This window comes from Pseudomonas sp. DY-1 (assembly GCF_003626975.1).
In the GTDB taxonomy this organism is placed as follows: domain Bacteria; phylum Pseudomonadota; class Gammaproteobacteria; order Pseudomonadales; family Pseudomonadaceae; genus Metapseudomonas.
On the sequence record NZ_CP032616.1, the window covers coordinates 4,209,832 to 4,234,726 of the forward strand.

Annotated in this window: 27 protein-coding genes; 9 read left to right on the forward strand and 18 right to left on the reverse strand. The window is 63.5% G+C overall.

From position 1 onward, the window contains the following. Positions 1–15 precede the first annotated feature (15 nt). From D6Z43_RS19860 to coxB, 3 genes are read right to left on the reverse strand one after another with little or no spacing between them, the layout of a single operon-like run. On the reverse strand, positions 16–567 hold the full coding sequence (locus tag D6Z43_RS19860; protein ID WP_120653784.1) for a cytochrome c oxidase assembly protein: 552 nt from the start codon (positions 565–567) through the stop codon (positions 16–18). A gap of 1 nt (position 568) precedes the next feature. Then, positions 569–2,158: a cytochrome c oxidase subunit I gene (gene ctaD, locus D6Z43_RS19865; protein ID WP_120655313.1), complete on the reverse strand. Its 1,590-nt coding sequence runs from the start codon at positions 2,156–2,158 to the stop codon at positions 569–571. Positions 2,159–2,187: 29 nt separating this feature from the next. Further along, positions 2,188–3,315: a cytochrome c oxidase subunit II gene (coxB, locus tag D6Z43_RS19870; protein ID WP_162945859.1), complete on the reverse strand. Its 1,128-nt coding sequence runs from the start codon at positions 3,313–3,315 to the stop codon at positions 2,188–2,190. 384 nt (positions 3,316–3,699) lie between these two features. Here coxB and D6Z43_RS19875 point away from each other — a divergent pair, with 384 nt between their 5' ends. After that, positions 3,700–4,359, forward strand: a complete 660-nt coding sequence (locus tag D6Z43_RS19875; RefSeq protein WP_120653786.1) for a hypothetical protein — start codon at positions 3,700–3,702, stop codon at positions 4,357–4,359. 15 nt (positions 4,360–4,374) lie between these two features. On the opposite strand, the gene D6Z43_RS19880 is transcribed toward D6Z43_RS19875, so the two are convergent. The 7 genes from D6Z43_RS19880 to prlC all read right to left on the reverse strand — a co-directional run bounded on the left by D6Z43_RS19880 (position 4,375) and on the right by prlC (position 12,221). Beyond that, positions 4,375–5,892: a SulP family inorganic anion transporter gene (locus D6Z43_RS19880; protein WP_120653787.1), complete on the reverse strand. Its 1,518-nt coding sequence runs from the start codon at positions 5,890–5,892 to the stop codon at positions 4,375–4,377. A 111-nt stretch (positions 5,893–6,003) separates the two neighbouring features. Continuing rightward, entirely contained in the window at positions 6,004–6,735 is a 732-nt protein-coding gene (locus D6Z43_RS19885; RefSeq protein WP_120653788.1) for a carbonic anhydrase, read from the reverse strand. Positions 6,736–7,059: 324 nt separating this feature from the next. Further along, positions 7,060–7,767: a carbonic anhydrase gene (locus D6Z43_RS19890; protein WP_120655314.1), complete on the reverse strand. Its 708-nt coding sequence runs from the start codon at positions 7,765–7,767 to the stop codon at positions 7,060–7,062. Positions 7,768–7,877: 110 nt separating this feature from the next. Beyond that, on the reverse strand, positions 7,878–8,936 hold the full coding sequence (locus tag D6Z43_RS19895) for a PA0069 family radical SAM protein (RefSeq protein WP_120653789.1): 1,059 nt from the start codon (positions 8,934–8,936) through the stop codon (positions 7,878–7,880). Between the two features lie 178 nt (positions 8,937–9,114). Next, a complete protein-coding gene (locus D6Z43_RS19900; RefSeq protein WP_120653790.1) occupies positions 9,115–9,888 on the reverse strand; it encodes a DUF1835 domain-containing protein in 774 nt (257 codons plus the stop codon). Positions 9,889–9,909: 21 nt separating this feature from the next. After that, positions 9,910–10,176, reverse strand: a complete 267-nt coding sequence (locus tag D6Z43_RS19905; protein ID WP_120653791.1) for a YheV family putative zinc ribbon protein — start codon at positions 10,174–10,176, stop codon at positions 9,910–9,912. Then, on the reverse strand, positions 10,173–12,221 hold the full coding sequence (gene prlC / locus D6Z43_RS19910; RefSeq protein ID WP_120655315.1) for an oligopeptidase A: 2,049 nt from the start codon (positions 12,219–12,221) through the stop codon (positions 10,173–10,175). The genes D6Z43_RS19905 and prlC overlap by 4 nt, the downstream gene beginning before the upstream one ends. A 112-nt stretch (positions 12,222–12,333) precedes the next feature. Between prlC and D6Z43_RS19915 the strand changes: the two genes are divergently transcribed. Both D6Z43_RS19915 and D6Z43_RS19920 read left to right on the forward strand, forming a co-directional pair. Further along, positions 12,334–12,879: a gamma carbonic anhydrase family protein gene (locus D6Z43_RS19915; RefSeq protein ID WP_120653792.1), complete on the forward strand. Its 546-nt coding sequence runs from the start codon at positions 12,334–12,336 to the stop codon at positions 12,877–12,879. A gap of 4 nt (positions 12,880–12,883) precedes the next feature. Next, positions 12,884–13,528 (forward strand): HAD family hydrolase, encoded by a 645-nt coding sequence (locus D6Z43_RS19920; protein WP_120653793.1) that lies wholly within the window; start codon positions 12,884–12,886, stop codon positions 13,526–13,528. Between the two features lie 133 nt (positions 13,529–13,661). Here the strand turns inward: D6Z43_RS19920 and D6Z43_RS19925 are convergent, their stop codons facing one another. Next, entirely contained in the window at positions 13,662–13,895 is a 234-nt protein-coding gene (locus tag D6Z43_RS19925; RefSeq protein ID WP_120653794.1) for a DUF1161 domain-containing protein, read from the reverse strand. Positions 13,896–13,953: 58 nt separating this feature from the next. Next, a complete protein-coding gene (locus D6Z43_RS19930) occupies positions 13,954–15,030 on the reverse strand; it encodes an aminopeptidase (protein WP_120653795.1) in 1,077 nt (358 codons plus the stop codon). Between the two features lie 56 nt (positions 15,031–15,086). Between D6Z43_RS19930 and D6Z43_RS19935 the strand changes: the two genes are divergently transcribed. Continuing rightward, positions 15,087–15,503, forward strand: coding sequence for a hypothetical protein (locus D6Z43_RS19935; protein WP_120653796.1), 417 nt, complete (start codon positions 15,087–15,089; stop codon positions 15,501–15,503). A gap of 53 nt (positions 15,504–15,556) precedes the next feature. Then, positions 15,557–15,982, forward strand: a complete 426-nt coding sequence (locus D6Z43_RS19940; RefSeq protein ID WP_120653797.1) for a hypothetical protein — start codon at positions 15,557–15,559, stop codon at positions 15,980–15,982. 57 nt (positions 15,983–16,039) lie between these two features. On the opposite strand, the gene D6Z43_RS19945 is transcribed toward D6Z43_RS19940, so the two are convergent. The 4 genes from D6Z43_RS19945 to D6Z43_RS19960 form a co-directional block, all read right to left on the reverse strand. After that, complete coding sequence (locus tag D6Z43_RS19945; RefSeq protein WP_120653798.1) at positions 16,040–17,038, reverse strand: LLM class flavin-dependent oxidoreductase; 999 nt, start codon at positions 17,036–17,038, stop codon at positions 16,040–16,042. A 169-nt stretch (positions 17,039–17,207) separates the two neighbouring features. Continuing rightward, entirely contained in the window at positions 17,208–17,432 is a 225-nt protein-coding gene (locus D6Z43_RS19950; protein ID WP_120653799.1) for a DUF1161 domain-containing protein, read from the reverse strand. 155 nt (positions 17,433–17,587) lie between these two features. After that, the gene (locus tag D6Z43_RS19955) at positions 17,588–17,803 is read right to left on the reverse strand and encodes a dodecin (protein ID WP_120653800.1); all 216 of its coding nucleotides are present in this window, start codon (positions 17,801–17,803) and stop codon (positions 17,588–17,590) included. Between the two features lie 59 nt (positions 17,804–17,862). Beyond that, positions 17,863–18,753 (reverse strand): LysR family transcriptional regulator, encoded by an 891-nt coding sequence (locus tag D6Z43_RS19960; RefSeq protein ID WP_120653801.1) that lies wholly within the window; start codon positions 18,751–18,753, stop codon positions 17,863–17,865. Positions 18,754–18,860: 107 nt separating this feature from the next. On the opposite strand from D6Z43_RS19960, the gene trpB reads away from it, so the two are divergent. Continuing rightward, on the forward strand, positions 18,861–20,069 hold the full coding sequence (gene trpB / locus D6Z43_RS19965; RefSeq protein WP_120653802.1) for a tryptophan synthase subunit beta: 1,209 nt from the start codon (positions 18,861–18,863) through the stop codon (positions 20,067–20,069). Continuing rightward, positions 20,066–20,875 (forward strand): tryptophan synthase subunit alpha, encoded by an 810-nt coding sequence (gene trpA / locus D6Z43_RS19970; protein ID WP_120653803.1) that lies wholly within the window; start codon positions 20,066–20,068, stop codon positions 20,873–20,875. Before trpB ends, trpA begins: the two co-directional genes overlap by 4 nt. 120 nt (positions 20,876–20,995) lie before the next feature. Here the strand turns inward: trpA and D6Z43_RS19975 are convergent, their stop codons facing one another. Together D6Z43_RS19975 and D6Z43_RS19980 are read right to left on the reverse strand one after the other, a co-directional pair. Then, positions 20,996–21,364 (reverse strand): DOPA 4,5-dioxygenase family protein, encoded by a 369-nt coding sequence (locus D6Z43_RS19975; protein WP_120653804.1) that lies wholly within the window; start codon positions 21,362–21,364, stop codon positions 20,996–20,998. Further along, positions 21,361–22,314 (reverse strand): LysR family transcriptional regulator, encoded by a 954-nt coding sequence (locus D6Z43_RS19980; protein ID WP_120653805.1) that lies wholly within the window; start codon positions 22,312–22,314, stop codon positions 21,361–21,363. The genes D6Z43_RS19975 and D6Z43_RS19980 overlap by 4 nt, the downstream gene beginning before the upstream one ends. A 111-nt stretch (positions 22,315–22,425) precedes the next feature. Between D6Z43_RS19980 and betC the strand changes: the two genes are divergently transcribed. Further along, the gene (gene betC, locus D6Z43_RS19985; RefSeq protein ID WP_120653806.1) at positions 22,426–23,931 is read left to right on the forward strand and encodes a choline-sulfatase; all 1,506 of its coding nucleotides are present in this window, start codon (positions 22,426–22,428) and stop codon (positions 23,929–23,931) included. A gap of 24 nt (positions 23,932–23,955) precedes the next feature. Continuing rightward, positions 23,956–24,882 (forward strand): choline ABC transporter substrate-binding protein, encoded by a 927-nt coding sequence (choX, locus tag D6Z43_RS19990; RefSeq protein ID WP_120653807.1) that lies wholly within the window; start codon positions 23,956–23,958, stop codon positions 24,880–24,882. Positions 24,883–24,895 lie beyond the last annotated feature (13 nt).

The following is a 24,895-nucleotide window of genomic DNA, read 5'->3' on the forward strand; positions in this document are numbered from 1 at the left end:
CTCCTTATCGGCCCGTCAGCCGTCATTCCTGGCGACTGGTGGCTTGCGGGCGGTGATATCGAACAGCGTGTAAGCGAGTGTCAGGTGATGTACATCGGCCGGCAGGTCACGGTCGACGATGAAGCGCACCGGCATCTCGATGCGCTCGCCGGGCTGCAGGACCTGCTGGGTGAAGCAGAAGCATTCGGTCTTGTGGAAGAAGGCCGCCGCCTTGGACGGCGCCACGCTGGGAATCGCCTGGGCGGTCATTGGCTTGTCGGTCGGGTTGTAGGCGACGAACAGCATCTCGTTGCTCGCGCCCGGATGCACCACCAGGTCATCCGCCCTGGGGCGAAATTCCCAGCTCATCCCTGCCGCGTTGGTGGCGAGGAACTGCACCCGCACCTGACGTTGCTGGTCCTCGGACTGCGCTCCCTCGTAGGCCGAGCCCGTGGTCTTGCCATTGATGCCGAAGGCCTGGCACATCACGTCGTAGATCGGCACCAGGGCAAAACCGAAGCCGAACATCGCCACCACCAGCACCAAAAGGCGCTGGATCAGGCGGCGAGTGCTCAATTCCCCGTTCATTTCACTTCACTTCCGGTGGCGTGGTGAAGGTGTGGTAAGGCGCCGGCGAAGGCACCGTCCACTCCAGCCCCTCGGCGCCATCCCAGGGCTTGGCCGGGGCTTTCTTGCCGCCACGGATGCACTTGATGACGATGAACAGGAAGAGGAACTGGGTCGCGCCGAAGCTGAAGGCGCCGATGGACGAGATCATGTTGAAGTCGGCGAACTGCAGGTTGTAGTCCGGAATCCGCCGCGGCATGCCTGCCAGCCCTACGAAGTGCATCGGGAAGAACGCCATGTTCATGCCGACGAAGCTCAGCCAGAAGTGCAGCTTGCCGAGGGTCTCGTCGTACATATGGCCAGTCCATTTCGGCAGCCAGTAGTAGGCCGAGGCGAAGATGCCGAAGATGGCGCCAGGCACCAGAACGTAGTGGAAGTGGGCCACCACGAAGTAGGTGTCGTGGTACTGGAAGTCTGCCGGGGCAATGGCCAGCATCAACCCGGAGAAGCCACCGATGGTGAACAGGATGACGAATGCCACGGCGAACAGCATGGGCGTCTCGAAGGTCAGCGAGCCTTCCCACATGGTGCTCACCCAGTTGAACACCTTCACCCCGGTGGGCACGGCGATCAGCATTGTGGCGAACATGAAGAACAGCTCACCGGTCAGCGGGATACCCACGGTGAACATGTGGTGCGCCCAGACGATGAACGAGAGAAAGGCAATCGACGCCGTGGCGTAGACCATCGAGGTGTAGCCGAACAGCGGCTTGCGGCTGAAGGCCGGAATGATCGCGCTGACCGCACCGAAGGCGGGCAGGATCATGATGTACACCTCAGGATGGCCGAAGAACCAGAACACATGCTGGAACAGCACCGGGTCACCGCCGCCGGCAGCACTGAAGAAGCTGGTGCCGAAGTGAATGTCCATCAGCATCATCGTCACGCATCCGGCCAGTACCGGCATCACCGCGATCAGCAGGAAGGCGGTGATCAGCCAGGTCCAGACGAACAGCGGCATCTTCATCAGGGTCATGCCCGGAGCGCGCAGGTTGAGGATGGTGGCGATCACGTTGATCGCCCCCATGATCGAGCTGATGCCCATCAGGTGGATGGCGAAGATAAAGAAGGTCACGCTTTCCGGCGCGTAGGTCGTGGATAACGGCGCGTAGAAGGTCCAGCCGAAGTTGGGCCCTCCGCCGGCGGAGAACAACGTGCTGACCAGCAGGCCGAAGGCAGCCGGCAGCAGCCAGAAGCTGAAGTTGTTCATCCGCGGCAGCGCCATGTCCGGCGCGCCGATCATCAGCGGGATCATCCAGTTGGCCAGGCCGACGAAGGCCGGCATCACGGCGCCAAACACCATGATCAGGCCGTGCATGGTGGTCATCTGGTTGAAGAACTCCGGCTGCACGATCTGCAGGCCGGGCTGGAACAGCTCGGCGCGAATCACCATCGCCATCGAGCCGCCCAGCAGGAACGCGGCGAAGCTGAACCACAGGTACATCGTGCCGATGTCCTTGTGGTTGGTGGTCAGCACCCAGCGCATCAGGCCCTTGGCCGGACCGTGGTGGTGATCATGCCCGGCATGATCGTGGTCGATCACTGCACTCATGTCAGTCTCCATATAGGCCGGTGTCTTCTTCATTGGCTTTCCGCCTGTTTCAGAGCCAGCACTTCCTTGGGCGTCACCATGTCGCCCTTGTTGTTGCCCCAGGCGTTGCGCTCGTAAGTGATGACGGCGGCGATATCGACTTCGGAGAGCTGCTTGCCGAAGGCGGCCATGGAGGTACCCGGCTTGCCGTGGAAGACGATGTTCAGGTGGTCTTCCTTCGGCCCGGTGGCGATCTTCGAGCCCTTCAGCGCCGGGAACATGGGCGGCATGCCCTGACCTTCAGGCTGGTGACAGGCGGCACAGGTCGTGTGGTAGACCTTGTCGCCTCGCGCAACCAGTTCGTCCAGGGACCATTCCTTGTCGGTCAGCTCCTTGAGCTTGGCGGTCTCTTCCTTGCGCGCGGCCAGCCACTTGGCGAAGTCCTCCTGGGACTTGGCCTCGACCACGATGGGCATGAAGCCGTGGTCCTTGCCGCACAACTCCGTGCACTGGCCACGGTAGATGCCCGGCTTCTCGATGCGGGTCCAGGATTCGTTGACGAAGCCGGGGATCGCATCTTTCTTCACCGCCAGCGCCGGCACCCACCAGGAGTGGATCACGTCGGCGGCGGTGATCAGGAAGCGCACCTTGGTGCCAACCGGCACCACCAGGGGCTGGTCGACTTCCAGCAGGTAATGCTCGTCCTTCGGCGCCTTGTTATTGATCTGCTCGGCGGGCGTGGCCAGGTTGCTGAAGAACTCCACGTCCTGGCCCAGGTACTTGTAGTGCCACTTCCACTGGTAACCCGTGACCTGCACATCCAGTCCCGACTCGGAGGTGTCGTAGATGTCGATCAGGGTCTTGGTCGCCGGCACCGCCATCAGCACGAGGATGACGAAGGGCACGACGGTCCAGAGGATTTCCACCGTTGTGCTCTCGTGGAAATGCGCCGGCTGCTGGCCGGTGGAACGGCGGTGGATAATCATCGACCAGAACATGGCACCGAAGACCAATACGCCGATAACGACGCAGATCCAGAAGATGGTCATGTGCAGATCGAAAACGGTGCGGCTGACCTCGGTAGCACCGGGCGCCATGTTGACTGTCCAGGCAGCCTCCGCCTGGCTGAGAACAGACAGCAGCAGGAGTCCCATCCAGACTCGTGGATGTCGCATCATTGCGGGTTCCCCTTCTCGTTCTTGTTATCCCGCCGGCTGGGCCAACGGCTTGGGGACGGCTGTCCGGACTACCGCACTCGGACCGCCGACCTCGGCACGCAGGTGCACAGTCGGGTTCCATCAGGTAATGCCTTTCGAGTCGGAGTATAGACAGGGACTTCGGCTGCGCAACGCGCCGCAGAAAATGGCTGAAGGCGCGTAAGCCTTGTCCTAAACGCCACGGCTGGCGCGGGCCACCAGTGGATGGCAAAGTGCTTTTATAGCGCGCCCGAATAACTGTGAAGCGATTATGACAATCCGGTCTTAGCAGTTCCTCAGGGCGAGCTAAGGTCTCTGCTTCACCTCGCAATCCATCGAACCGCCATGTCCTTTTCAGGAGCAGTCATGAACACCGCCGCACTGCGCGAAGTCATCCAGCGCGCCCTTGAGAACGAAGCTGCCTCAACGCAACTCAGCCAGATCCTCGAAACCCAGATTGCCAGCCTTCACCCCGCCATTCGCCTGCCGGCAGAAGACGCCCAAGGCGTGCTCACCCGCTTCATCGCTGCCTATGTGGAGCAGGTTCCGGACGTGCTGGACGCCGCCGCCACTGTCGCCCGCGAAGCCGGCATCGAGTCCCGCATCAAGCCGGTACTCAAGGTCGCCGAACAGTTCTTCCTGCAACCACCCGCCCTGATGGCCGGCCACGATGGCCTGGAAGGCCTGCTCGACGAGGCCTACCTGGCCCATCGCCTGGTGGAGGAAGTCAACGACCGCTACATCGTCCACTTCGGCCAGCCACTGATCCCGCTGGACACCACGGTGGCCAACCTGATCGCCCACCAATTGATCGGCGAACCCTTTGCCAACCAGTTGGACGAAGCCGTACATCACGCCGTGGACGGCCTGCTGGATGAGGACGTGTTCAGCCAACCCTCGGCCCAGGCCTATCGCCAGCAGCTGCACGACCCCAAGGTGGAAGAAGCGTGGAAACGCTGGCCGTGCATGTCCGAGCAACTGGGCGTCGGCCTGGAACTCAACCCAGGCCAGCGCGCGACAGGTTGAGCCGCAACTAGAGCATTACCCCACCCGGGCCAGACGACCTTCGAGCCGTCTGTTGAGCGCGTGCTGTTCGATCAGCAGGGCACCTCCCTGCTGACGCGCAGCGCGTCCCCAATCTTCCAGCAACTCCATGCACGCGTGATCGATGTAGCTCAGATGCTCCATCGGAACGTGCAGCCGCGTCTTCGGACTGACACTCTCCAGCACATGGGACAGACGCGGCACCTTGAGAAAAGTGGCCGCCCCCACCAGGCGCAGCTCGGCATGGCCGGGCTCGCCCTGGACCAGGCTGATCTTAAGGCGCGAGGCCTTCCACGCCAGCTTCGTCAACGTCAGGGCAAAGCCCAGCAGCACGCCGCTGAGAAGATCGACCGCGACGATGCCGAACGCTGTGGCGCCGTGGATGAACATTGGCATGCGGCCATAGTGGCCGAGATTTCGCACCGCCTTCAGGTCTACCAGCTTGAAACCGGTGTGCACCAGCACCGCCGCAAGTGCCGCCACCGGGATGCTTTGCAGCACCATTGGCAGCAATGCGACAAAGGCAAGCAACCAGACGCCATGCAGTACCGTGGACAGACGAGTGCGGGCGCCGGCCTGGACGTTGGCCGAGCTGCGCACGATCACACCTGTCATGGGCAGGGCACCCAACGCACCACATATCATGTTGCCGATGCCCTGGGCCGACAGCTCGCGATCGAGGTTGGAGCGTGGGCCGTTGTGCATGCGATCAACCGCGGCGGCGGACAACAGGGTTTCGGCACTGGCGATGAAGGCCAACACGAGTGCAGCCAGCAGCAACGATGGTTCGGCCAGGCGCATCAGGTCGACTGGCTGCACCCAGTCGATGGCGTCCGACAGCGTCGCGGGCACCTCCACACGACGCACTTCCAGTCCCAGCCACAAGCTGGTCAGGGTCGCGAAGGCCACGCCCACCAATGCACCGGGCAGGAAGCGCAGTCCCTGCGGACGCAGCTTCTCCCAAAGCAGGATAGAAACAATGGTGCCGAGACCGAGCAAAGCAGCGGCCAACCCGTCTCCGCTCCCCAGGCCGGGCAGGGCTTCACCCAAGGTCGCGGGGAAGGCCAGCAGATTTTCCAGCCCCGACGCCATGGGTTTGGCATCGAACATCACGTGAAGCTGGGACAACACGATTAGCACGCCGATACCGGCGAGCATGCCGTAGACCACCGCTGGCGCAGTGACACGAAACCAGCAGCCCAGCCGCAGGCGTCCGGCCACCAACTGGAACAGTCCGGCCAGCAGCAGGATTGGCCCAAGCATCGCAATGCCATGGCTGCGCACCAGCTCGAAGACCAGTACGGCCAGCCCGGCTGCCGGGCCACTGACCTGGAGCGGCGAGCCCGCCAGCCAACCCACCAGCAAACCACCGACGATGCCAGTGACCAGCCCCTTGGCCGGAGGCATGCCGGAAGCGATGGCGATACCCATGCACAGGGGCAGGGCGACCAGAAAGACCACGAAGGACGCGAGGGCATCCCGTGGCAGAGAGGTTTTTAGTGACGCAAGGTTCATCGCGCGTTTCTCCTGCAGTTTCGGCGCATGAGTGAACTCGACACCGGGCGGAATGCGCGGCATCGGGCAGGCAGAAGGAAGGGTGTGATCGGCTCTCTGGCGGAGCCTGTTTCACCAGGTCTGGTAGCGAGCCTTGGGCGTCGCCATGGGGGGAGTGCTGTCGTCCAGCGGCCGGAACCGACCGAGCACGGCGTCATAGGCGCGAATAGCGCAATGCTCGATGTCGTAGACCCAGCCATGGATGAACAGCTGACCGCTGGCTACGCGTGCCGCTACCGAGGGATGGGTGCGCAGATGATCGAGTTGGGCCACCACGTTTTCTTCGGTCAGTACCGGCAATTGCTCATGGACCTGGCAATTGCAGCTCTCAGCCAGCATCGTGCGAGCCACCTCGGCGTGACGCAGCCACGCCTTGACCGTGGGCATACGCTCCAGTGCCTGCGGGTTCAGTACCGCTTTCATCGCCCCGCAGTCGGAATGGCCGCAGACGATGATGTGCTGTACGCCCAGGGCCATAACCGCATACTCGATGGCCGTGGAAACGCCGCCATTCATTTGGCCATAGGGCGGCACGACGTTACCGACATTGCGGGTGACGAAGAGGTCGCCGGGCGAACTCTGGGTGATCAGCTCAGGAACAATGCGCGAGTCGGCGCAGGTGATGAACATTGCCCTCGGGTTCTGCTGGTGGGCGAGCTTCCGAAACAGCGCTTGCTGTTGGGGAAAGACATCGCTGCGAAAGCGCATGAAGCCGTCGACCAGTGCACCGAGCGCAGCTTCGGCGCCCTCGGCTTCGCTGGATGCGCGGGCGCCTGGCGTGATCGTGCTTGTCGTATGGGTCATGGTTCCTCCTTAGGGTTCAGCTTGTTGCTCCGCACGGGCCACAGGCCCGGATGACCTGCCGAATAACGGCAGAATGCCATGTGACCAGCCGGTCACAGCGCATTCGACCCTAGCGGAAAAAACTTAATCGAAACTGAACGAGAGGCTCTGGAACGGGCATTCCAGACGAACGGGTAGTGGCCGGTTGCCACAGTTTTCGTGACAGTGACTGCTCACCCCCGGCGCGATCCGGCAGGAGCGGATTCATTCACCAGAAGGCTGGGGACGGGCCGGAAAAAAACAAAGGCGCCGCAAAAAAGGGCTGCATCAGCAGCCCCTTTTTCATCACTCCGCCAGGTAGCGCGGCCGCGGCGTGGCCATCGGCAGCGGACCGTCGCCGATGGGGCGGAAGCGGCCCTGCTCGGCGTCGTATGCCTTGATCACCGACGTCTCGATGTCATAGACCCAACCGTGGATGAACAACTGGCCGCTGGCCAGGCGCGCCGCCACCGAGGGGTGGGTGCGCAGGTGGTCGAGTTGGGCCACCACGTTCTCTTCGGTGAGCACTTCCAGGGTCTCGTGGTTGGCGCAGCCGCAGTTTTCCTGCACCACGATCTTCGCCACCTCGGCATGGCGCAGCCAGGCTTTTACGGTAGGCATGCGTTCCAGGGTCTGCGGGTCCAGCACCGCCTTCATGGCGCCGCAGTCGGAGTGGCCGCAGATGATGATGTGATGAACGCCAAGAGCCATCACCGCGAACTCGATCGCGGTGGAGACACCGCCGTTCATCTGCCCATATGGCGGAACCACGTTGCCGACGTTACGGGTGACGAAGAGGTCGCCCGGGGAACTCTGGGTAATCAGTTCGGGGACGATGCGCGAGTCGGCGCAGGTGATGAACATGGCGCGCGGTTTCTGTTCATGCGCGAGCTTCTTGAACAGTTCTTCCTGTTGCGGGAAGACTTCATCGCGGAACCGCTGGAAGCCCTCGACTATGTTCCGCAGGGCCTCTTCGGCACTTTCACTGCCCAGCTTGTCGTGCTCGTTGCTCATGCTGCCAACCTCGGTCATCGTAGGAATTGTCTTTTATGCCGCTCATTATCTACTGATTGCCGGCATTTGAATTCCTACAGGACTGTTGTTACCACCCGCCGAGTCACACCTCAAAGTAACGACATTTGTCCACCGGGCGGACAGAAGCGCGAACAATCCAGTTCATAGTCGCGCCGGCGATTGAGTCCAAGCTTGCGAATGGCCACGGCGAAACGCTGGGCCAGCAGTTCCGCGAACGGGCCCTCGCCCTTGAAGCGGTGACCGAAACGGCTGTCGTAGATTTCTCCGCCGCGGCACTGGCGGATGATGCTCATCACATGAGCCGCACGCTGCGGGTAGTGCGCTTCCAGCCACTCCTCGAAAAGTGGACCCACCTCCCTGGGTAGGCGCAGCAGCATGTAGTTCGCTTGCCTCGCTCCGGCGTCGCGCGCCGCTTCCAGCAGGCTCTCTAGCTCCATGTCGTTGATCATCGGGATCATCGGCGAGCAAAGCACACCCACCGGAATGCGGTTCTCGCCGAGCACACGGATCGCCCTCAGGCGTGCCGACGGAGCTGCAGCGCGGGGCTCCAGGGTGCGTTTCAGTTCGTCATCGAGGGTGGTCAGGCTGATCATCACCGCCACCAGGTTCTGTTCCGCCAATTCGGTTAGCAGGTCGAGGTCGCGCAGCACCAGCGAACCCTTGGTGACGATGGTCACCGGGTGGCGATAGCGCAGCAGCACTTCGAGGGTCTGGCGGGTGAGGCGATGTTCCCGCTCGATGGGCTGATAAGGGTCGGTGTTGGAGCCGAGGTTGATCGGGGCGCACTGGTAACCGGGTTTGGAGAGCTGTTGTTCGAGCAGGGCAATGGCGTTGGTCTTGGCGATCAGCCGGGTCTCGAAATCCAGCCCCGGCGACATGTCCCAATAAGCATGGCTGGGTCGGGCATAGCAGTAGATGCAGCCGTGCTCACAGCCGCGATAGGGATTCACCGAACGGTCGAACGGCAGGTCCGGCGACTGGTTGCGGGTGATGATGCTCTTCGCGGTTTCCAGCCTTACCTCGGTGGCGCGGCTGGGCGGTACTTCCTGGAACCAGCCGTCATCCATTACCACCGAGGTGGTCGGAGCGAAGCGATTGAAAGGGTTGCTGGCGGTACCACGGCCACGGGAAGGAAGGGGCGCTGGCATGGAAAGAACTCCGCAAACTGTATATTCATACAGTATATGCAGCTTTTTCCCACAACTAGCCAGAATTCTGCCGGATGGCGAATCAAACGGAGTACTTGTGCAGGTTGGGCCGAGTTACGCGTGACCCAGCGTGCGAGGCCGATACCTGGGCGTTGGCTTCGCTGCGCTCAGCGCCAACCTACCCGAGGCGGACGCTGAGTCCGCCGTAGCCGTGCTGGCCGGCAGTCCCGCCCAGTTCGATGCGGCCCCGGGCGGCCAGCTCGCGGGCGCGCCAGAAGGAGAAGAAGTCGGTGGCGAAAAAGCCGTCATTGCCAGCCATGACTTCGGCCATCACCCGTGGCAACGGTTGCCATTCTGGGGTACAAGCGGCAAGCAGGATGGCATCCACCGCACGGTGGTCATCGCCGTGGAATTCGCCATCACGCCAGCGGCGAATATCGGCGTTGGCCGCCATGGCGGCGCGCCATTGCGCGGCGAGCTGCGCCTTGCGCCCGGCCTCGACCCTTTTCGGCAGGTGATAGGCACCCAGGGCGGCAGGTTCGATCATGCCTACAGCGCGACGCATGCGAACGCTGCTGTCGCCAGTGCCACAAGACACTTCCCAAAGCGGCAACTCGCTTTGCACCAGGGCAGCCGCCACGCGCGCCAGCAGGAGTTGCTCCGAGCAGCTGTCACCATGCCAGACGGTGACTGCCTGATCCTGCCGGGCAAGACCGGCGAGCCAGCTTGCATCGGCGCTGAGGTCCGGACCGAAGTCCGGCCGTGGCGTTACCGCGCTGGGCCAGACGTCCAGCCAGAACCCGGCGCGAGCGGAGCAAGGTGGCTGCTCGACATCGACCAGCGGCCCCACCGCCAGGTCGTCACGCAGGACGCGCACGCCCTTTGCGGCGTCCTCACCCAGCACTTGGGTAACGCCCACCGCCGCCACATCGCCACAAACCAGATGCCACATGCGCCCTCCTTGGCCTTCACATCAGTCGCCGGGTTTCTTCAGCTTCGGATTGGGGAAGAACTGCACCCCCTGCACCTTGGGATCAGCCACCTTGGGCTTGGGCTGATTGACCCGAGTACCGAGCTCCTTGGGCACCGACTGGCCCTGGGCGTTGAGGGTGTCGGCGTAGCCGCAGGCCACGCAATGGCGGTGAGGCACGCCGTCCTCGTCCCACATCTGGATCTTGTCCATTTCGCTGCACGCCGGGCACACGGCACCGGCGATGAAGCGCTTCGGGGTCGTGGTCATGCCGCGTCCTCCGACAGACCGCTGTGGCGCAGCAGGGCGTCGATGGACGGCTCGCGACCGCGGAAGTCGACGAACAGCACCATCGGCTCCTGGGAGCCACCTCGGGCCAGGATGGCATCGCGGAAGGCGCGGCCGGTGGCCGGGTTGAGAACACCTTCTTCCTCGAAGCGCGAGAAGGCATCGGCAGACAGCACTTCCGCCCACTTGTAGCTGTAGTAACCAGCCGCGTATCCGCCGGCGAAGATGTGCGCGAAGCTGTTGGCGAAGCGGTTGAACGCCGGCGGGCGCATGACCGCCACTTCGGAACGGATGGCCTCCAGCACCTCGAGCACACCCCGGCCATCGCCATGGGTCGCATGCAGTTCGAAGTCGAACAGGGAGAACTCCAGCTGACGCACCATCATCAGGCCGGACTGGAAGTTCTTCGCCGCGAGCATCTTATCCAGCAGGTCCTGAGGGAGCGGTTCGCCGGACTGATAGTGGCCGGAGATCAGCGCCAGGCCTTCCGGTTCCCAGCACCAGTTCTCCATGAACTGGCTCGGCAGCTCCACCGCGTCCCAGGCCACACCGTTGATGCCGGACGCGCCGGCATGCTCGACGCGGGTCAGCAGGTGATGCAGGCCGTGACCGAACTCGTGGAACAGGGTGGTGACTTCGTCGTGGGTCAGCAGGGCAGGTTTGTCGCCGACCGCCGGGGTGAAATTGCAGACCAGATTGGCCACCGGTGCGATCAGCTCGCCGCGGGTGTTGCGGCGCTTGTCGCGGGCGCCGTCCATCCAGGCACCACCGCGCTTGTTGGCGCGGGCGTAGAGGTCGAAGAAGAAACGGCCGACGTGCTGGCCGTTCTCACTGATCTCGAACAGGCGCACATCCGGGTGCCAGGTGTCGAAGCCGGACAGTTCCTTGATCTCGATGCCATAGAGCCTCTGTACGATGGCGAACAGACCCGACAGCACCTTGTCGATGGGGAAGTAGGCGCGCAGGGTTTCCTGGGAAATGCTGTAGCGCTGCTCTCGCAGTTTTTCGCTGAAGTAGCCCACGTCCCAGCTCTGCAGGTCGGCCACACCGCGCTCGGCGGCGAAGGCCTTGAGCTCTTCCAGATCCTGGGCGGCAAAAGGTTTGCTGCGCTTGGCCAGGTCACGGAGGAAGCCCAGCACCTGCGGGGTGGATTCGGCCATCTTGGTGGCCAGGCTCAAGTCGCTGAAGTGGGCGAAGCCGAGCAGGTGGGCCAGCTCCTGGCGCAGGTCGAGGATCTCGGCCATCACCGGGCCATTGTCGTTCTGTCCGGCATTCGGTCCCTGGTCGGAGGCTCGGGTGCTGTAGGCGGTGTACACCTCTTCGCGCAGGGCACGATCATCGGCGTAGGTCATCACCGCGTAGTAGCTGGGGAATTCCAGGGTGATCAGCCAGCCTTCCAGGCCCTTGGCCTCGGCGGCCTGCTTCATCTGCGCCTTGGCCGAATCGGTGAGACCGGCCAGGGCCGCTTCGTCGTGAACCTCTTTGGTCCAGGCCTGAGTGGCATCCAGCAGTTGGTTGGAGAAGCGGCTGCCCAGTTCGGACAGCTTCATCTGGATTTCGCCATAGCGCTGTTGCTTGTCCGCCGGCAGGTCGATACCGGACAGGCGGAAGTCGCGCAGGGCATGGTCGAGGATGGTCTTCTGCGCCACGTCGTAGCCGGCAGATTCAGGGCTGGCGGCCAGGGCCTCATAGGCCTGGAACAGTTCACGGTTCTGGCCGATCTCGGTCCAGTACTCGGACAGTTTGGGCAGGCAGGCCTCATAAGCGTTGCGCAATTCGGCGTTGTTGCACACGGCATTCAGGTGGCTCACCGGGCTCCAGGCACGGCCCAGGCGCTCGCCCAGCTCGTCCAGCGCCAGCACCAGGCCTTTCCAGGTGGGCGTGCCGTCCTGGCGCGCCAGCAGGTCGGCGATGGCGGCACGGTTGTCGGCAAGGATCTGGCCGACGGCCGGCTCGACATGTTCCGGACGAATGGTGGAGTAGGGCGGCAGGTCGAAGTCTTGCAGGAGGGGATTGCTCAGGGTCACGGCATTCACCTGTATTCAGGAAGGGGCGCGGGCTGGATGAGTAGACGAGACATAGCCCGGATGGGAGCCATCTTAATTACAATCGCCGGCTGACGCAGCCTCAGGAAAAGCTATGAACCCGATCAGAACCTACCAGGGCACTACCCCGCAGCTTGGCGAGCGGGTCTTCATCGACGCTTCCGCCGTGGTCATCGGCGACGTGCAGCTCGGTGACGACAGTTCAGTCTGGCCCATGGTGACCATTCGTGGCGACATGCACCGTATCCGCATCGGCGCGCGCACCAGCGTGCAGGATGGCAGCGTGCTGCACATCACCCACGCCGGCCCCTTCAATCCGGATGGCTATCCGCTGGAAATCGGCGAAGACGTAACCATCGGCCACAAGGCACTGCTGCACGGTTGCAAGGTCGGCAGCCGGGTACTGATCGGCATGGGCAGCATCGTCATGGACGGCGCGGTGATCGAGGATGACGTGGTGCTTGGCGCCGGCAGCCTGGTGCCGCCCGGCAAACGCCTGGAAAGCGGCTACCTCTACGTTGGCAGCCCGGTGAAGCAGGCCCGCCCACTCACCGACAAGGAGAAAGCCTTCTTCACCTACAGTGCGGCGAACTACGTGAAGCTGAAGGACCTGCACATCGCCGAAGGCTACAGGGTCTGACGCGATGCACTATCAGAACATCCTCTTCGATCTCGACGGCACCCTCACCGATCCGCGCGAAGGCATCACCCGCTCGGTGCAATACGCGCTGGCCAAGCTCGATATCCATGAACCGGACCTGGTGAACCTGGAGCACTTCATCGGCCCGCCGCTGCTGCAGTGCTTCATGCAGACCTACAGCCTGACCGAGGAGCGCGCCTGGGATGCAGTCAATCACTACCGCGACCGTTTCAAGGTCACCGGGCTCTATGAGAACCGCGTATTCGACGGCATCGATGCGCTGCTCGGACGCCTGCGCGAACAGGGCCGCACCCTGTTCATCGCCACCAGCAAGCCAACCGTGTTCGCCCGCGAGATCGCCCGGCATTTCGGCTTCGACCGGCACTTCAGGCACATCTATGGCAGCGAACTGGATGGCACCCGCACCAACAAGGTGGAACTGATCGCGCACCTGCTGGAGGCAGAAGGCCTGGATCGTGCCGACACGCTGATGATCGGCGACCGCAAGCACGACCTGATCGGCGCCAGCCGCAATGGCCTGCATGGCGCGGGGGTGGGCTATGGCTTCGGCAGCCGCGAGGAGTTGATGGGAGAGGCTCCGGCTTACTACTTCGCAAGCCTGGACGAGTTGAGCCGGGCGTTTGGCTGAGGGTGGGGCACATCCTGTGGGAGTGATATCAATCGCGATGCAGGTCGAAGACCTGCCCAGCCGGATTTCCACGTAGGGCCGCTGCGCGGCCTTTCGCGAATGAGTTCGCTGCTACAAGGCAAACCGCAACAGATCAATCCCCGTTGCGCTGATAGATGATCTTCTTGGTGCCGTTCTCGCAGGTCCCGACCACCATGTTCTGGTCCTTCACTTCGGCGTTGGGGACGATTTCCAGGGTGTAGGTCGTCACCCCGGCGGCCTGGATCTTCACTTCGATTTCCTGCTTCAGCTCCTCGCAGGGCTTGGGCGCTGCCAGGGCGGTACCCACCAGCATGCCCAGCATCAGGACTACAGCAATTCTCTTCATCGCCTACTCCATTTCCTTGATGTCCTGGCCATTGGACTGAGGGCCATCCAGGCAAGTTCTAGCGGTTTGCCATCAGCCTTTCCAGTGCTTGAGTGCGCGCATCTTGGGGCAGGTCGCCCAGTTCACGAGCACGTTGGTAAAACGCCGGCCAATTTCCTCCCGTCTCGCGGAACAGGGCCGCAAAGGCCGGTACCCACTGGTCATAGAGACCAAATGGCAACAGTTTGGCGTTGTTCATAGGGCCTTCCATCCACGCGTCGTAACGGTTGTAGCCGTCCCAGTCGCGGTCGCGCATGGCGCGGTAGTCACGACGCATGCGCTCGAATTCCTCGGCCTTGGCCATGCGCATGCGTTCGGCGGACAGAGCGCTGGCGTAGAGCTGCGCCAGTCGCTCGCGGGTATCCAGCACCAGGCGAGTGAGGGCGTCGCGGCGGTCGGAGGCGTCATCTGCCTCAACCGAAAGGCCGCGACTGGCACGCCACTGGTTCAGTCCTTCGCGCTCGACAAAGCTGGCGAAGGACTCGTTGAAGGCCGTGTCCCCCGGTACATAGAGCCGCTGGTGGGCCAATTCGTGGAAGATCAGCGCGGCCAGGCGGTCGTCACCCCAGCGCAACATGGTGTTGAGCAGCGGGTCGTCGAACCAGCCAAGAGTGGAGTACGCCTCTACACCTCCCACCCAGGTATCCAACCCTTGCTGCTTGAGCAGCGCCGCGGCGCCACGGGCGCGCCCCAACTGGTAGTAGCCGCGATAGGCGACACAGCCGGCGACAGGGAAGCAGTGGGTCTCGGGCTGGAGGGAGAACTCCGGCGTGGCGAACAGGTTCCAGACCACATAGGGCCGCTGGATATCGGCGTAGACGCGGTAGCTGCCGTTGTCCGGCAGCCCCAGCGAACTACTGGCAAAGGTCCGCGCTTCCTGGGTCAGGGCCAGGCGCTGGCGCAGCGCCTGCGACTGCGAGGTATCGTCGATCAGCGCCTGCACCGGTTGCCGGGCATACAGCAGCGCCATCTGTCCGCGGGCCAATTGGCTGTAGTAGTCGAGACTGGAACAACCGCTCAGCAGCAATATGCCCAACAGGGGAACCGAGGGGCGGCGGATGCGGTCAAGCAGTTCGATAAGAAGGGTGGTCGGCATGCCGCGACACTAGCGCATCAGAGCCACCCACCACTACTGGCCTGTTGGAGCCTTCCATGCGCCCTCTGCTGCTTTCCCTGCCGCTACTCAGTCTTGGCGGCTGCGCCATGCTCATGCCCAGCCACGACCCGAACCAAGCCTGGATTTCCCTGCAGAAGCAGGAAGGACAGCACATCCAGGCCAGCCGGGTGGACAACCAGACCCTGACTGACCCGCGCTTCTTCCAGGTCACCCCGGGCCGGCACGAACTGGAGGTCCGCCTGGAGTTCGAGGTGGGTGGCAAGGACATCGGCCAGGGCAGTTCCGGCTACCGACGCACCTGTCTGCTCAAGCTGGCCTACAGCGATTTCGCCGCGGGCGAACGTTACCAGCTCGAAGCCGGTGGAATCGGCTTCCGCCCTTGGGCGCGGCTGTATGACGAGCAGAGTCGAGAGGTTGCCAAGGCCCGGGAAAGTCGCTGCGGCGATGTCTGAAAACTCCGACATGGGGGTATGCTGAACGCACTCACCCCACAAGGAGCCTCGCCATGCGCACGCTGTTGGCCCTGACGCTGCTGGCCAGCCTCACCGCCTGCGCCAGCAAGCTGCCCGAGCCCGATCCGCGATTTGCCTGGATCGACATCGTTCCCGACCCCAGCGACACCCTCATGGCCAACCGCCTCGACGACAAGCGCTGGAACGACGGCCGCTATTACAAGGTAATGCCCGGCAGGCATGAGCTGGAGCTGCGCTATCAGTTCGAGGTGGGCGGCGCCGGTGGCGGATTCGGCATGAATGCCGAACCCTCTCGTATCACCTGCTACATGGAGCTGCACTACGACAACTTCGAAGCGGGCAAACGCTACCGCGTGGAAGCCCGTAACGCCGCCAACCAGCCGATGGCCTGGCTCTATGACGAAAACCGCAACGTGCTCGCGCGCCACGAGATATTCCCGCGTTGCGGCCCCTTCTAGGCAGAAAGGCGATCCACCCAGCCGAAGTCGCGTCATCAGCGGCCTCGCCCATCTGCATCAATCCCGCAGGCTAGCCAGGATGTCGAACGCCCGCAGTCGATGCTCGTGCTGGTAGAGGTCGCAGGTGAAGATCAGCTCATCGGCATCGGTCTGATCCAGCAGCACCTGCATTCGCGCACGGATTTTCTCCGGTCCGCCTACCATGGCCAGCGCCAGGAAGCTGCCGACTGCTTCCTTCTCGTGGGGTAGCCAGCGACCGGCCATGGTCTCCACCGGCGGACGCAGAACCAGGCTTTCGCCACGCATCAGGGCAAGAACCCGCTGGTAGACGGTGGTCGCGAGGAACTCCGCCTCTTCGTCGGTAGGTGCCGCCACCAGCGGCACGCCCAGCATCACATAGGGTTTGTCGAGCACGGCCGAGGGGCGGAAATGATTGCGATAGACGCGAATCGCTTCATGCATGTAGCGCGGCGCGAAATGCGAAGCGAAGGCATAGGGCAGTCCTTTCTGGCCCGCGAGCTGGGCGCTGAACAGGCTGGACCCGAGCAGCCAGATGGGCACATTGGTATCCACCCCCGGCATGGCAATCACCTTCTGGTCCGGCTGGCGCGGGCCGAATAGGGCCTCCAGTTCCTCGACATCCTGTGGGAAATCGTCGGCGTCGCCGAGACGGTCGCGGCGCAATGCTCGCGCGGTAAGATGGTCAGCCCCCGGAGCGCGTCCAAGGCCTAGTTCGATGCGGCCCGGATAAAGGCTGGCGAGGGTGCCGAACTGCTCGGCGACTACCAACGGCGCGTGATTGGGCAACATGATGCCGCCGGAGCCCAGGCGAATGTGCGAGGTGCCGCCGGCGAGATAGGCGAGCAGCACGGCGGTGGCCGAACTGGCGATGCCATCCATGTTGTGGTGCTCGGCCACCCAGAAGCGCGAGAAACCAAGACGCTCGACATGGCGCGCCAGCTCCAGGGAATTGTGCAAGGCCTGGGTGGCACCACCGTGATCACGGACAGGTGCCAGGTCGAGAACGGAAAGGGGCAGGTTGGTAAGGGCAGACATGGGCAAGACCTTGGCAGGGGACAGGCGTGAAGCCTAATCCGAGTGAATCAGTAGGTCTTACTCTAGGGATTGGCGTCCAACGCCGCTAGAAGGCACTTTTCGGTAACCAGGGCACCAGAAGGTAAGGATTGGGCCGGCATGCGCTGCCGGCCCGGGCAATGCGGGGCAATCAATTGCGCTGGTAGACGATCTCCTTGCTGCCACCTTCGCAGGTACCCACCACCTGCTTGCCTGCGGCGGCGCCCTTGTCGACGATTTCCAGGCTATAGGAGGCAACGCCCTTGGCCTTCAGCTTGGCGTCGATCTCGGCCTTGAGCTCCTCGCAGGGTTTCACCGCGGCGAAAGCCGAACCGGCCAGGGCGAACAGGCCAAGGCCCAACAGCAGTTTCTTCATGGGTAACGCTCCCTCGTGATGGATGATGGGCTCGCATGAGCCGTCCGCTCCCGCCAGGTTCCAAAGGCCAGGGGCGGACGCTCAGAGCCTAACCGAAATTCCCCACGGGAGGATGTGCGTCCCCTCGCGGCCCCATCCGGGAGCGGGTGCGGGGCTCAGCTGTCGCTGATGCGGAAGCCGATCTTCAGGGTCACCTGGAAGTGCGCGACCTTGCCATTCTCGATATGCCCACGGGTATCCACGACCTCGAACCAGTCCATGTTGCGAATGGTCCTCGAAGCTTCACCAATGGCGTTGGTGATCGCATCGTCGATGCTGGTGCGGGAGGAGCCGACTATCTCGATCTTCTTGTAGGTACGGTGATCAGACATGGTGTATCTCCTGTGCCGGGCACGAGTGGGTTCCCCAGCAAGGCTAGCCAAGAATGCCGCTATCGGCCCGCCAGCTCTTCACGCAGCCACAGGGCCAGTCGCTCCGCACGACGATCCAGTTGCCGTGCCGGCACCCAAAGAGCCAGGCGTGCCGGCGTTTCGACGAAGCCCCAAGGCGCCACCAGCCGGCCCGAGGCGAGTTCATCGGCGACCAGTTGCTGCGGGGCGATAGCCACCCCGAGCCCGGCCACTGCCGCCTCCAGCAGGTAATAGAGGTGTTCGAAGCCCTGGCCATGACGCAGGCGCCCCGCTTCCAGCCCCTGGGCGGCCGCCCATTGTGGCCAGGCCTGGGGCCGCGAGACCGTGTGCAGCAGGGCCTCATTCAGCAGTACCGCCGGCGCAGCCCCGACAAGCGCCTGGTGGCCCGCATAGCGCGGGCTCAGCACAGGACCGATGGATTCTGCCGCCAGTTCGAACACCCGCATGTCCGCTGGCCAGGGGGGCTCGGCGAAGCAGAGCGTGGCGTCGACCCCCGGACGGCGCGGGTCCAGCTCGCCCTCGCTGGCCGAGAGCTGCAGGCGCAGTTCAGGGAGCTCACGGTTGAGCCGATCCAGCCTTGGAATGAACCAGCGAGCCAGCAGGCTGCCCGGGCAGCCGAGAACGAAGGGCGCATCTTCGGCGCGTCGGGCGAGATCGACACAGACGCTGCGCAGGCGTTCGAAGGCCTCACCTGTGGCATCCCGCAGGCGCTGGCCGGAATCCGTGAGTTTTACGCCTCGCCCTTCCTTGCTGAACAGCGCAACGCCGAGTTCCTCCTCAAGCATCCGCACCTGGCGGCTCACCGCACCGTGGGTTACATGCAGCTCTTCGGCTGCGCGACTGATGCTCTGAAGGCGGGCAGCCGCTTCGAAGGCACGCAGAGCATTCAACGGAGGGAGGTCTCGGCTCATGATGATCCGTGAGTTTTACTAACAGGTTAAAGCAATCTAATCGCTTTTCCGCCGGCCAGCCAGCGGTAGAATGGCCGGCATCGGATACCACTCCCAGGAGTTCCACCATGACCTCATTGCGCAACGGCCCGGACGCCAAGGGCCTGTTCGGCGCCTTCGGCGGCCAGTATGTCGCCGAGACCCTGATGCCGCTGATCCACGACCTTGCCCGCGAGTACGAAAAGGCCAAGGTTGATCCGGAATTCCAGAAAGAGCTGGCCTACTTCCAGCGCAACTACGTCGGCCGCCCGAGCCCGTTGTACTTCGCCGAGCGTCTGACCGAGCACTTCGGCGGCGCGAAGATCTACCTCAAGCGCGAGGAGCTCAACCACACCGGCGCGCACAAGATCAACAACTGCATCGGCCAGATACTCCTGGCCCGGCGCATGGGCAAGAAGCGCATCATCGCTGAGACCGGCGCCGGCATGCACGGCGTGGCCACCGCCACCGTGGCCGCCCGCTTCGGCCTGCAATGCGTGATCTACATGGGCACCACCGACATCGATCGCCAGCAGGCCAACGTGTTCCGCATGAAGCTGCTCGGCGCCGAAGTAATCCCGGTCACCGCCGGCACCGGCACCCTGAAGGACGCGATGAACGAAGCCCTGCGTGACTGGGTGACCAACGTCGACAGCACCTTCTACCTGATCGGCACCGTTGCCGGCCCGCACCCTTACCCGGCCATGGTCCGCGACTTCCAGGCCGTGATCGGCAAGGAAACCCGCGAGCAGCTGGCCGAACAGGAAGGCCGCCTGCCCGACTCGCTGGTCGCCTGCATCGGCGGTGGTTCCAACGCCATGGGCCTGTTCCATCCCTTCCTCGATGACAAGAGTGTCGCGATCATCGGCGTCGAAGCCGCCGGCCACGGCATCGAGACCGGCAAGCATGCCGCCAGCCTGAACGGCGGCGTTCCAGGCGTGCTGCACGGCAACCGTACCTTCCTGCTGCAGGACGAGGACGGCCAGATCATCGACGCCCACTCGATCTCCGCCGGCCTGGACTACCCCGGCATCGGGCCGGAACACGCATGGCTGCATGACATCGGCCGCGTCGAGTACACCTCGATCACCGACCATGAAGCCCTGGAAGCCTTCCACCAATGCTGCCGCCTGGAAGGCATCATCCCGGCCCTGGAGAGTTCCCACGCCCTGGCTGAAGTGTTCAAGCGCGCGCCGAAACTGCCGAAGGACCACCTGATGGTGGTGAACCTGTCCGGCCGTGGCGACAAGGACATGCAGACCGTTATGCACCACATGCAACAGGAGCAGAAAGCATGAGCCGCCTGCAGACCCGCTTTGCCGAACTGAAGGAACAGAACCGCGCCGCCCTGGTGACCTTCGTCACCGCCGGCGACCCGAACTACGACGCATCCCTGGCGATCCTCAAGGGCCTGCCGGACGCTGGCGCCGACGTCATCGAACTGGGCATGCCCTTCACCGACCCGATGGCCGACGGCCCGTCCATCCAGTTGGCCAACATCCGGGCCCTGGGTGCCAAGCAGAACCTCGCCAAGACCCTGCAGATGGTTCGCGAATTCCGCACCGGCGACCAGACCACTCCGCTGGTGCTGATGGGCTACTTCAACCCCATCCACTACTACGGCGTGGACCGTTTCATCGCCGACGCCAAGGAAGCCGGCGTGGATGGCCTGATCGTGGTCGACCTGCCGCCGGAACATAACGAAGACCTCTGCCACCCGGCCCAGGCCGCAGGCGTGGACTTCATCCGCCTGACCACCCCGACCACCGATGACAAGCGCCTGCCCGTCGTGCTCGAGGGCAGCTCCGGTTTCGTCTACTACGTGTCGGTGGCCGGCGTGACCGGCGCCGGCTCCGCGACCCTGGAACACGTACAGGAGGCGGTCACCCGCCTGCGTCGCCACACCGACCTGCCGGTAGCCATCGGCTTCGGTATCCGCACCGCCGAACACGCCGCGAGTATCGCCAGGCTGGCCGATGGCGTAGTGGTGGGCTCGGCCCTGGTGGACCAGATCGCCAATGCCGAATCTCCCGAGCAGGCCGTGAACGGCGTCCTGGGCCTGTGCAAGACCCTCGCCGAAGGTGTACGCGCCGCTCGCGCCTGATTCACACCCGCAGCACAAGAAAGCCGCTGTCCCTCTGGGGAACAGCGGCTTTTTCGTGCAGTGGGGGCGAGAGCTGCTTTGCGGCCCTTTTCGAATGAGTTCGAACCCACAGGCAAGGCGTCAAAGCTCGTACTCGATCGCCCCATCCTCGAGGTCCGACAAATCCAGCGGCCGCATCGCGCCCATCCACATTGGGTAGTCGCGGTGATCGCGCAGATCGCTGCCGGTAATGGGATGCACCAGCACGGTTAGGCCGTCCCGGTGCAGCGCCAGCCAGGGGATCACCTCACCGAACAGCTCCGGCTTGAACGCCAGCTGGCAGCTCCAGTCCGGATGCGGTCCGACAGGCTTTTCATGCACGCGTCCCATCTTCAGCGGGAAGCGCCGCGCAGCTTCTTCGCAGAGCGCGCGAGCCTGGTCGAGGGTGCTGGCGTCGAAGTAGACGTGCGCGTGGAAACCCTTGATCCGGGGAGTAGGTGTCTGGGTCATATGGCGATTCCCTCCCGATGTTTGATGAGCTGGGCCTGGCGCGCCTCGTCGCCCAGCTCCTGCTGCAGCCAGTCGACGAAGCACTTCATCAGCTTCGCACGCCGTTTGCGTTCCGGCTGCACCAGGTAATAACCCAGGTCCGAGCGGACGCTGGTGTCCAGCACGGGTACCAACAGGCCCTGAGAGAGCAGGTCATCCACCAGGTAGCGCCAGCCGATGGCCACGCCCTGGCCGGCGATGGCAGCCTGGATCAACAAGGTGTAGTTGTCGAAGCGCAGCATTCCCGACCCCGGCGGCTGGGCGATGCCAAGCTCACGGAACAACGCGTTCCAGTCGAACCAGCGGGTGCGCACTTCAGGCTTGAGGTGCAGTAACGGCAATTCCGCGAGGGCCGACACCGGCAATGGCTGGTCGCGTCCGGCCAGCAAGCGCGGGCTGGCGATGGGAAAGACCTCTTCGCGAAACAGCAGCAGCGCCTCGCCGTGCTTGAAGCGACCGTCGCCAAAGGCAATGGCAATGTCCACTTCCGAGCGCAGCATGTTCATGGTGCGGTCGCTGGTGACGATGCTGACATCGATCTCCGGGTTGGCCTCGTGGAAACGGTGCAAGCGCGGCATCAGCCAATAGGCGGCGAAGGCAAAGTCAGTGGCCACCTGCAGCACTTCATGCTGCGGCCGGGAGCCGATGGCTTCCAACCCGGCGCTGATGGCCTGCAAACCCTCCTGCACATGGAGGAACAGCAGCCGACCGGCGTCGGTGAGTTCGATGCCGCGGTAAACGCGGTCGAACAGGCGCGTTGCCAATTGTTTTTCCAGGCGCTGGATCTGCTGGCTCACCGCCGGCTGGGTGGTACCCAGCTCGACCGCAGCCGCGGTGAAGCTGAGGTGGCGAGCGGCGGATTCGAACACCCGCAACAGGTCCAGGGACAGCTCAGCCTGTAGTTCTGCCATAACGTTTGCTTATCCGAGTCATGCTTCGCTGTGCGCTTTACCGGGATGACTGCTGACGCAATCATCGTTCCACGCACTTTCGCATAATTCGACGGTATGGATAAGCGAACGATGAAACGTCCCAACATCCTCTTCATCATGGCCGACCAGATGGCTGCGCCGATGCTGCCTTTCTACGCTGCCTCCCCCATCAAGGTGCCGCACTTGTCGCGGCTCGCTGCCGAGGGTGTGGTGTTCGATTCGGCCTACTGCAACAGCCCGCTCTGCGCGCCCTCGCGCTTCACCCTGGTAAGCGGTCAGCTGCCGTCGAAGATCGGCGCCTACGACAACGCCGCCGACTTCCCAGCGGATGTACCGACCTACGCCCATTACCTGCGCCGCCTGGGTTACCGCACGGCGCTCTCCGGCAAGATGCACTTCTGCGGCCCGGACCAGTTGCACGGCTATGAGGAACGCCTGACCAGCGACATCTACCCGGCGGATTACGGTTGGGCAGTGAACTGGGACGAGCCCGACGTTCGCCCGAGCTGGTACCACAACATGTCCTCCGTGCTGCAGGCCGGGCCCTGCGTGCGCACCAACCAGCTGGATTTCGACGAGGAAGTGGTGTTCAAGGCGCGCCAATATCTGTACGACCATGCGCGCGAAGACACCGGACAGCCCTTCTGCCTGACCGTGTCCCTGACCCACCCCCACGATCCCTACACCATCCCGGTGGAGTATTGGGAACGCTACGAGGAGGCGGACATCCCGCAGCCCCGCGTGCACTTCACCGACGCCGAGCAGGACCCGCATAGCCAGCGCCTGCTCAAGGTCATCGACCTCTGGGACAAACCGCTGCCTGAGCAGAAGATTCGCGATGCGCGGCGTGCCTACTTCGGTGCCTGCAGCTACGTCGACGACCAGATCGGCGCCCTGCTGAAGACCCTGGCCGACTGCCGACTGGAGGAAGACACCATCGTCGTGTTCTCCGGCGACCACGGCGACATGCTTGGCGAGCGTGGCCTCTGGTACAAGATGCACTGGTTCGAAATGGCCGCCCGTGTGCCGCTGCTGGTCCACGCCCCCGGCCGCTTCCAGGCGCACAGGGTCAGCCAGTCAGTGTCCACGGTCGACCTGCTGCCCACTCTGGTCGAGTTGGCCGGAGGTGCGTTGGAGCGCGACCTGCCGCTCGACGGCCGCTCGCTGCTACCACACCTGCAAGGCCTGGGTGGCCACGACGAGGTATTGGGCGAGTACATGGCCGAAGGCACCACCAGCCCGCTGATGATGATCCGTCGCGGCCCTTACAAATTCATCTACTCCGACAAGGACCCAATCCTGCTCTTCGATCTGGCGAACGATCCGCAGGAGCTGGAAAACCTGGCGACTTCGACGGACCACCAGACCCTGCTTGCGGCGTTCCTCGACGAGGCGAAGACTCGCTGGGACATCCCGGCCATCGCCGAAGCCACCCTGGCCAGCCAGCGCCGCCGCCGCTTCGTGGCCGACGCGCTGACCCACGGCAAGCTCGCTAGCTGGGACCACCAGCCTTTCGTCGACGCCAGCCAGCAGTACATGCGCAATCACATCGACCTGGACGACCTGGAGCGCCGCGCGCGCTTTCCCCAACCCTGACTCACTCTTGCGAGGAACCAAGGCATGAAGACGATCAATGCGGTACTTGCCGGCAGCGCGCTGCTGACCGGTTTGGCGTTCAACGTCCAGGCTGAGGACGCCAGCTGCGCGACGGTGAAGCTGGGCGATCCGGGCTGGAGCGATATCGCCGTGACCAACGGGGTGGCGCGTTTTCTTCTCGATGGACTGGGCTACCGCACGGAAACCCCGACCCTCGCCGTGCCGATCATCTTCGCTGGCCTGCACAAGGGCCAGATCGATGCCTTCCTTGGCAACTGGATGCCGGCGCAGCAGAGCAACTACGACAAGTTCGTCGCCGCCGGCAGCGTCGACAAGGTGGCGCAGAACCTCTCAGGCACCGAATACACCCTGGCGGTGCCGCGCTATGTCTATGACGCCGGCGTGAAAACGTTCGCCGACCTGGACAAGTTCGCCGACAAGTTCGACCACAAGCTCTATGGCATCGCTTCCGGCTCACCGGCCAACGTCTCGATCCAGCAAATGATCAAATCCGACGAGTTCGGCCTGGGTGACTGGAAGTTGGTGGAGTCCAGCGAGCAGGCGATGCTGGTGCAGGTGGGGCGCGCGGTGAAGCGCCAGCAGTTCGTGGTCTTCCTCGGCTGGACTCCGCACCCGATGAACGTGCAGTACGACATGGTCTATCTCAAGGGCGGCGAGAAGTACTTCGGCGAGAGTGGCAGCGTGAACACCCTGGCGCGCAAGGGCTACGCCGAGCAGTGCCCGAACGTGGGCAAGCTGCTGACCAACCTGCAGTTCACCCAGGAAATGGAGAACGCCATCATGGATCAGGTGCTCAACGGCAGCAGCAACAACGATGCGGCGATCAAGGCCTGGCTCAAGTCCAACCCGCAGGTGATCGATGGCTGGCTGCAGGGCGTGACCACCCGCGAAGGCGGCAATGGGCTGGCGGCGGTGAAGGCGAAGCTTTGACGGATCGCCCCAC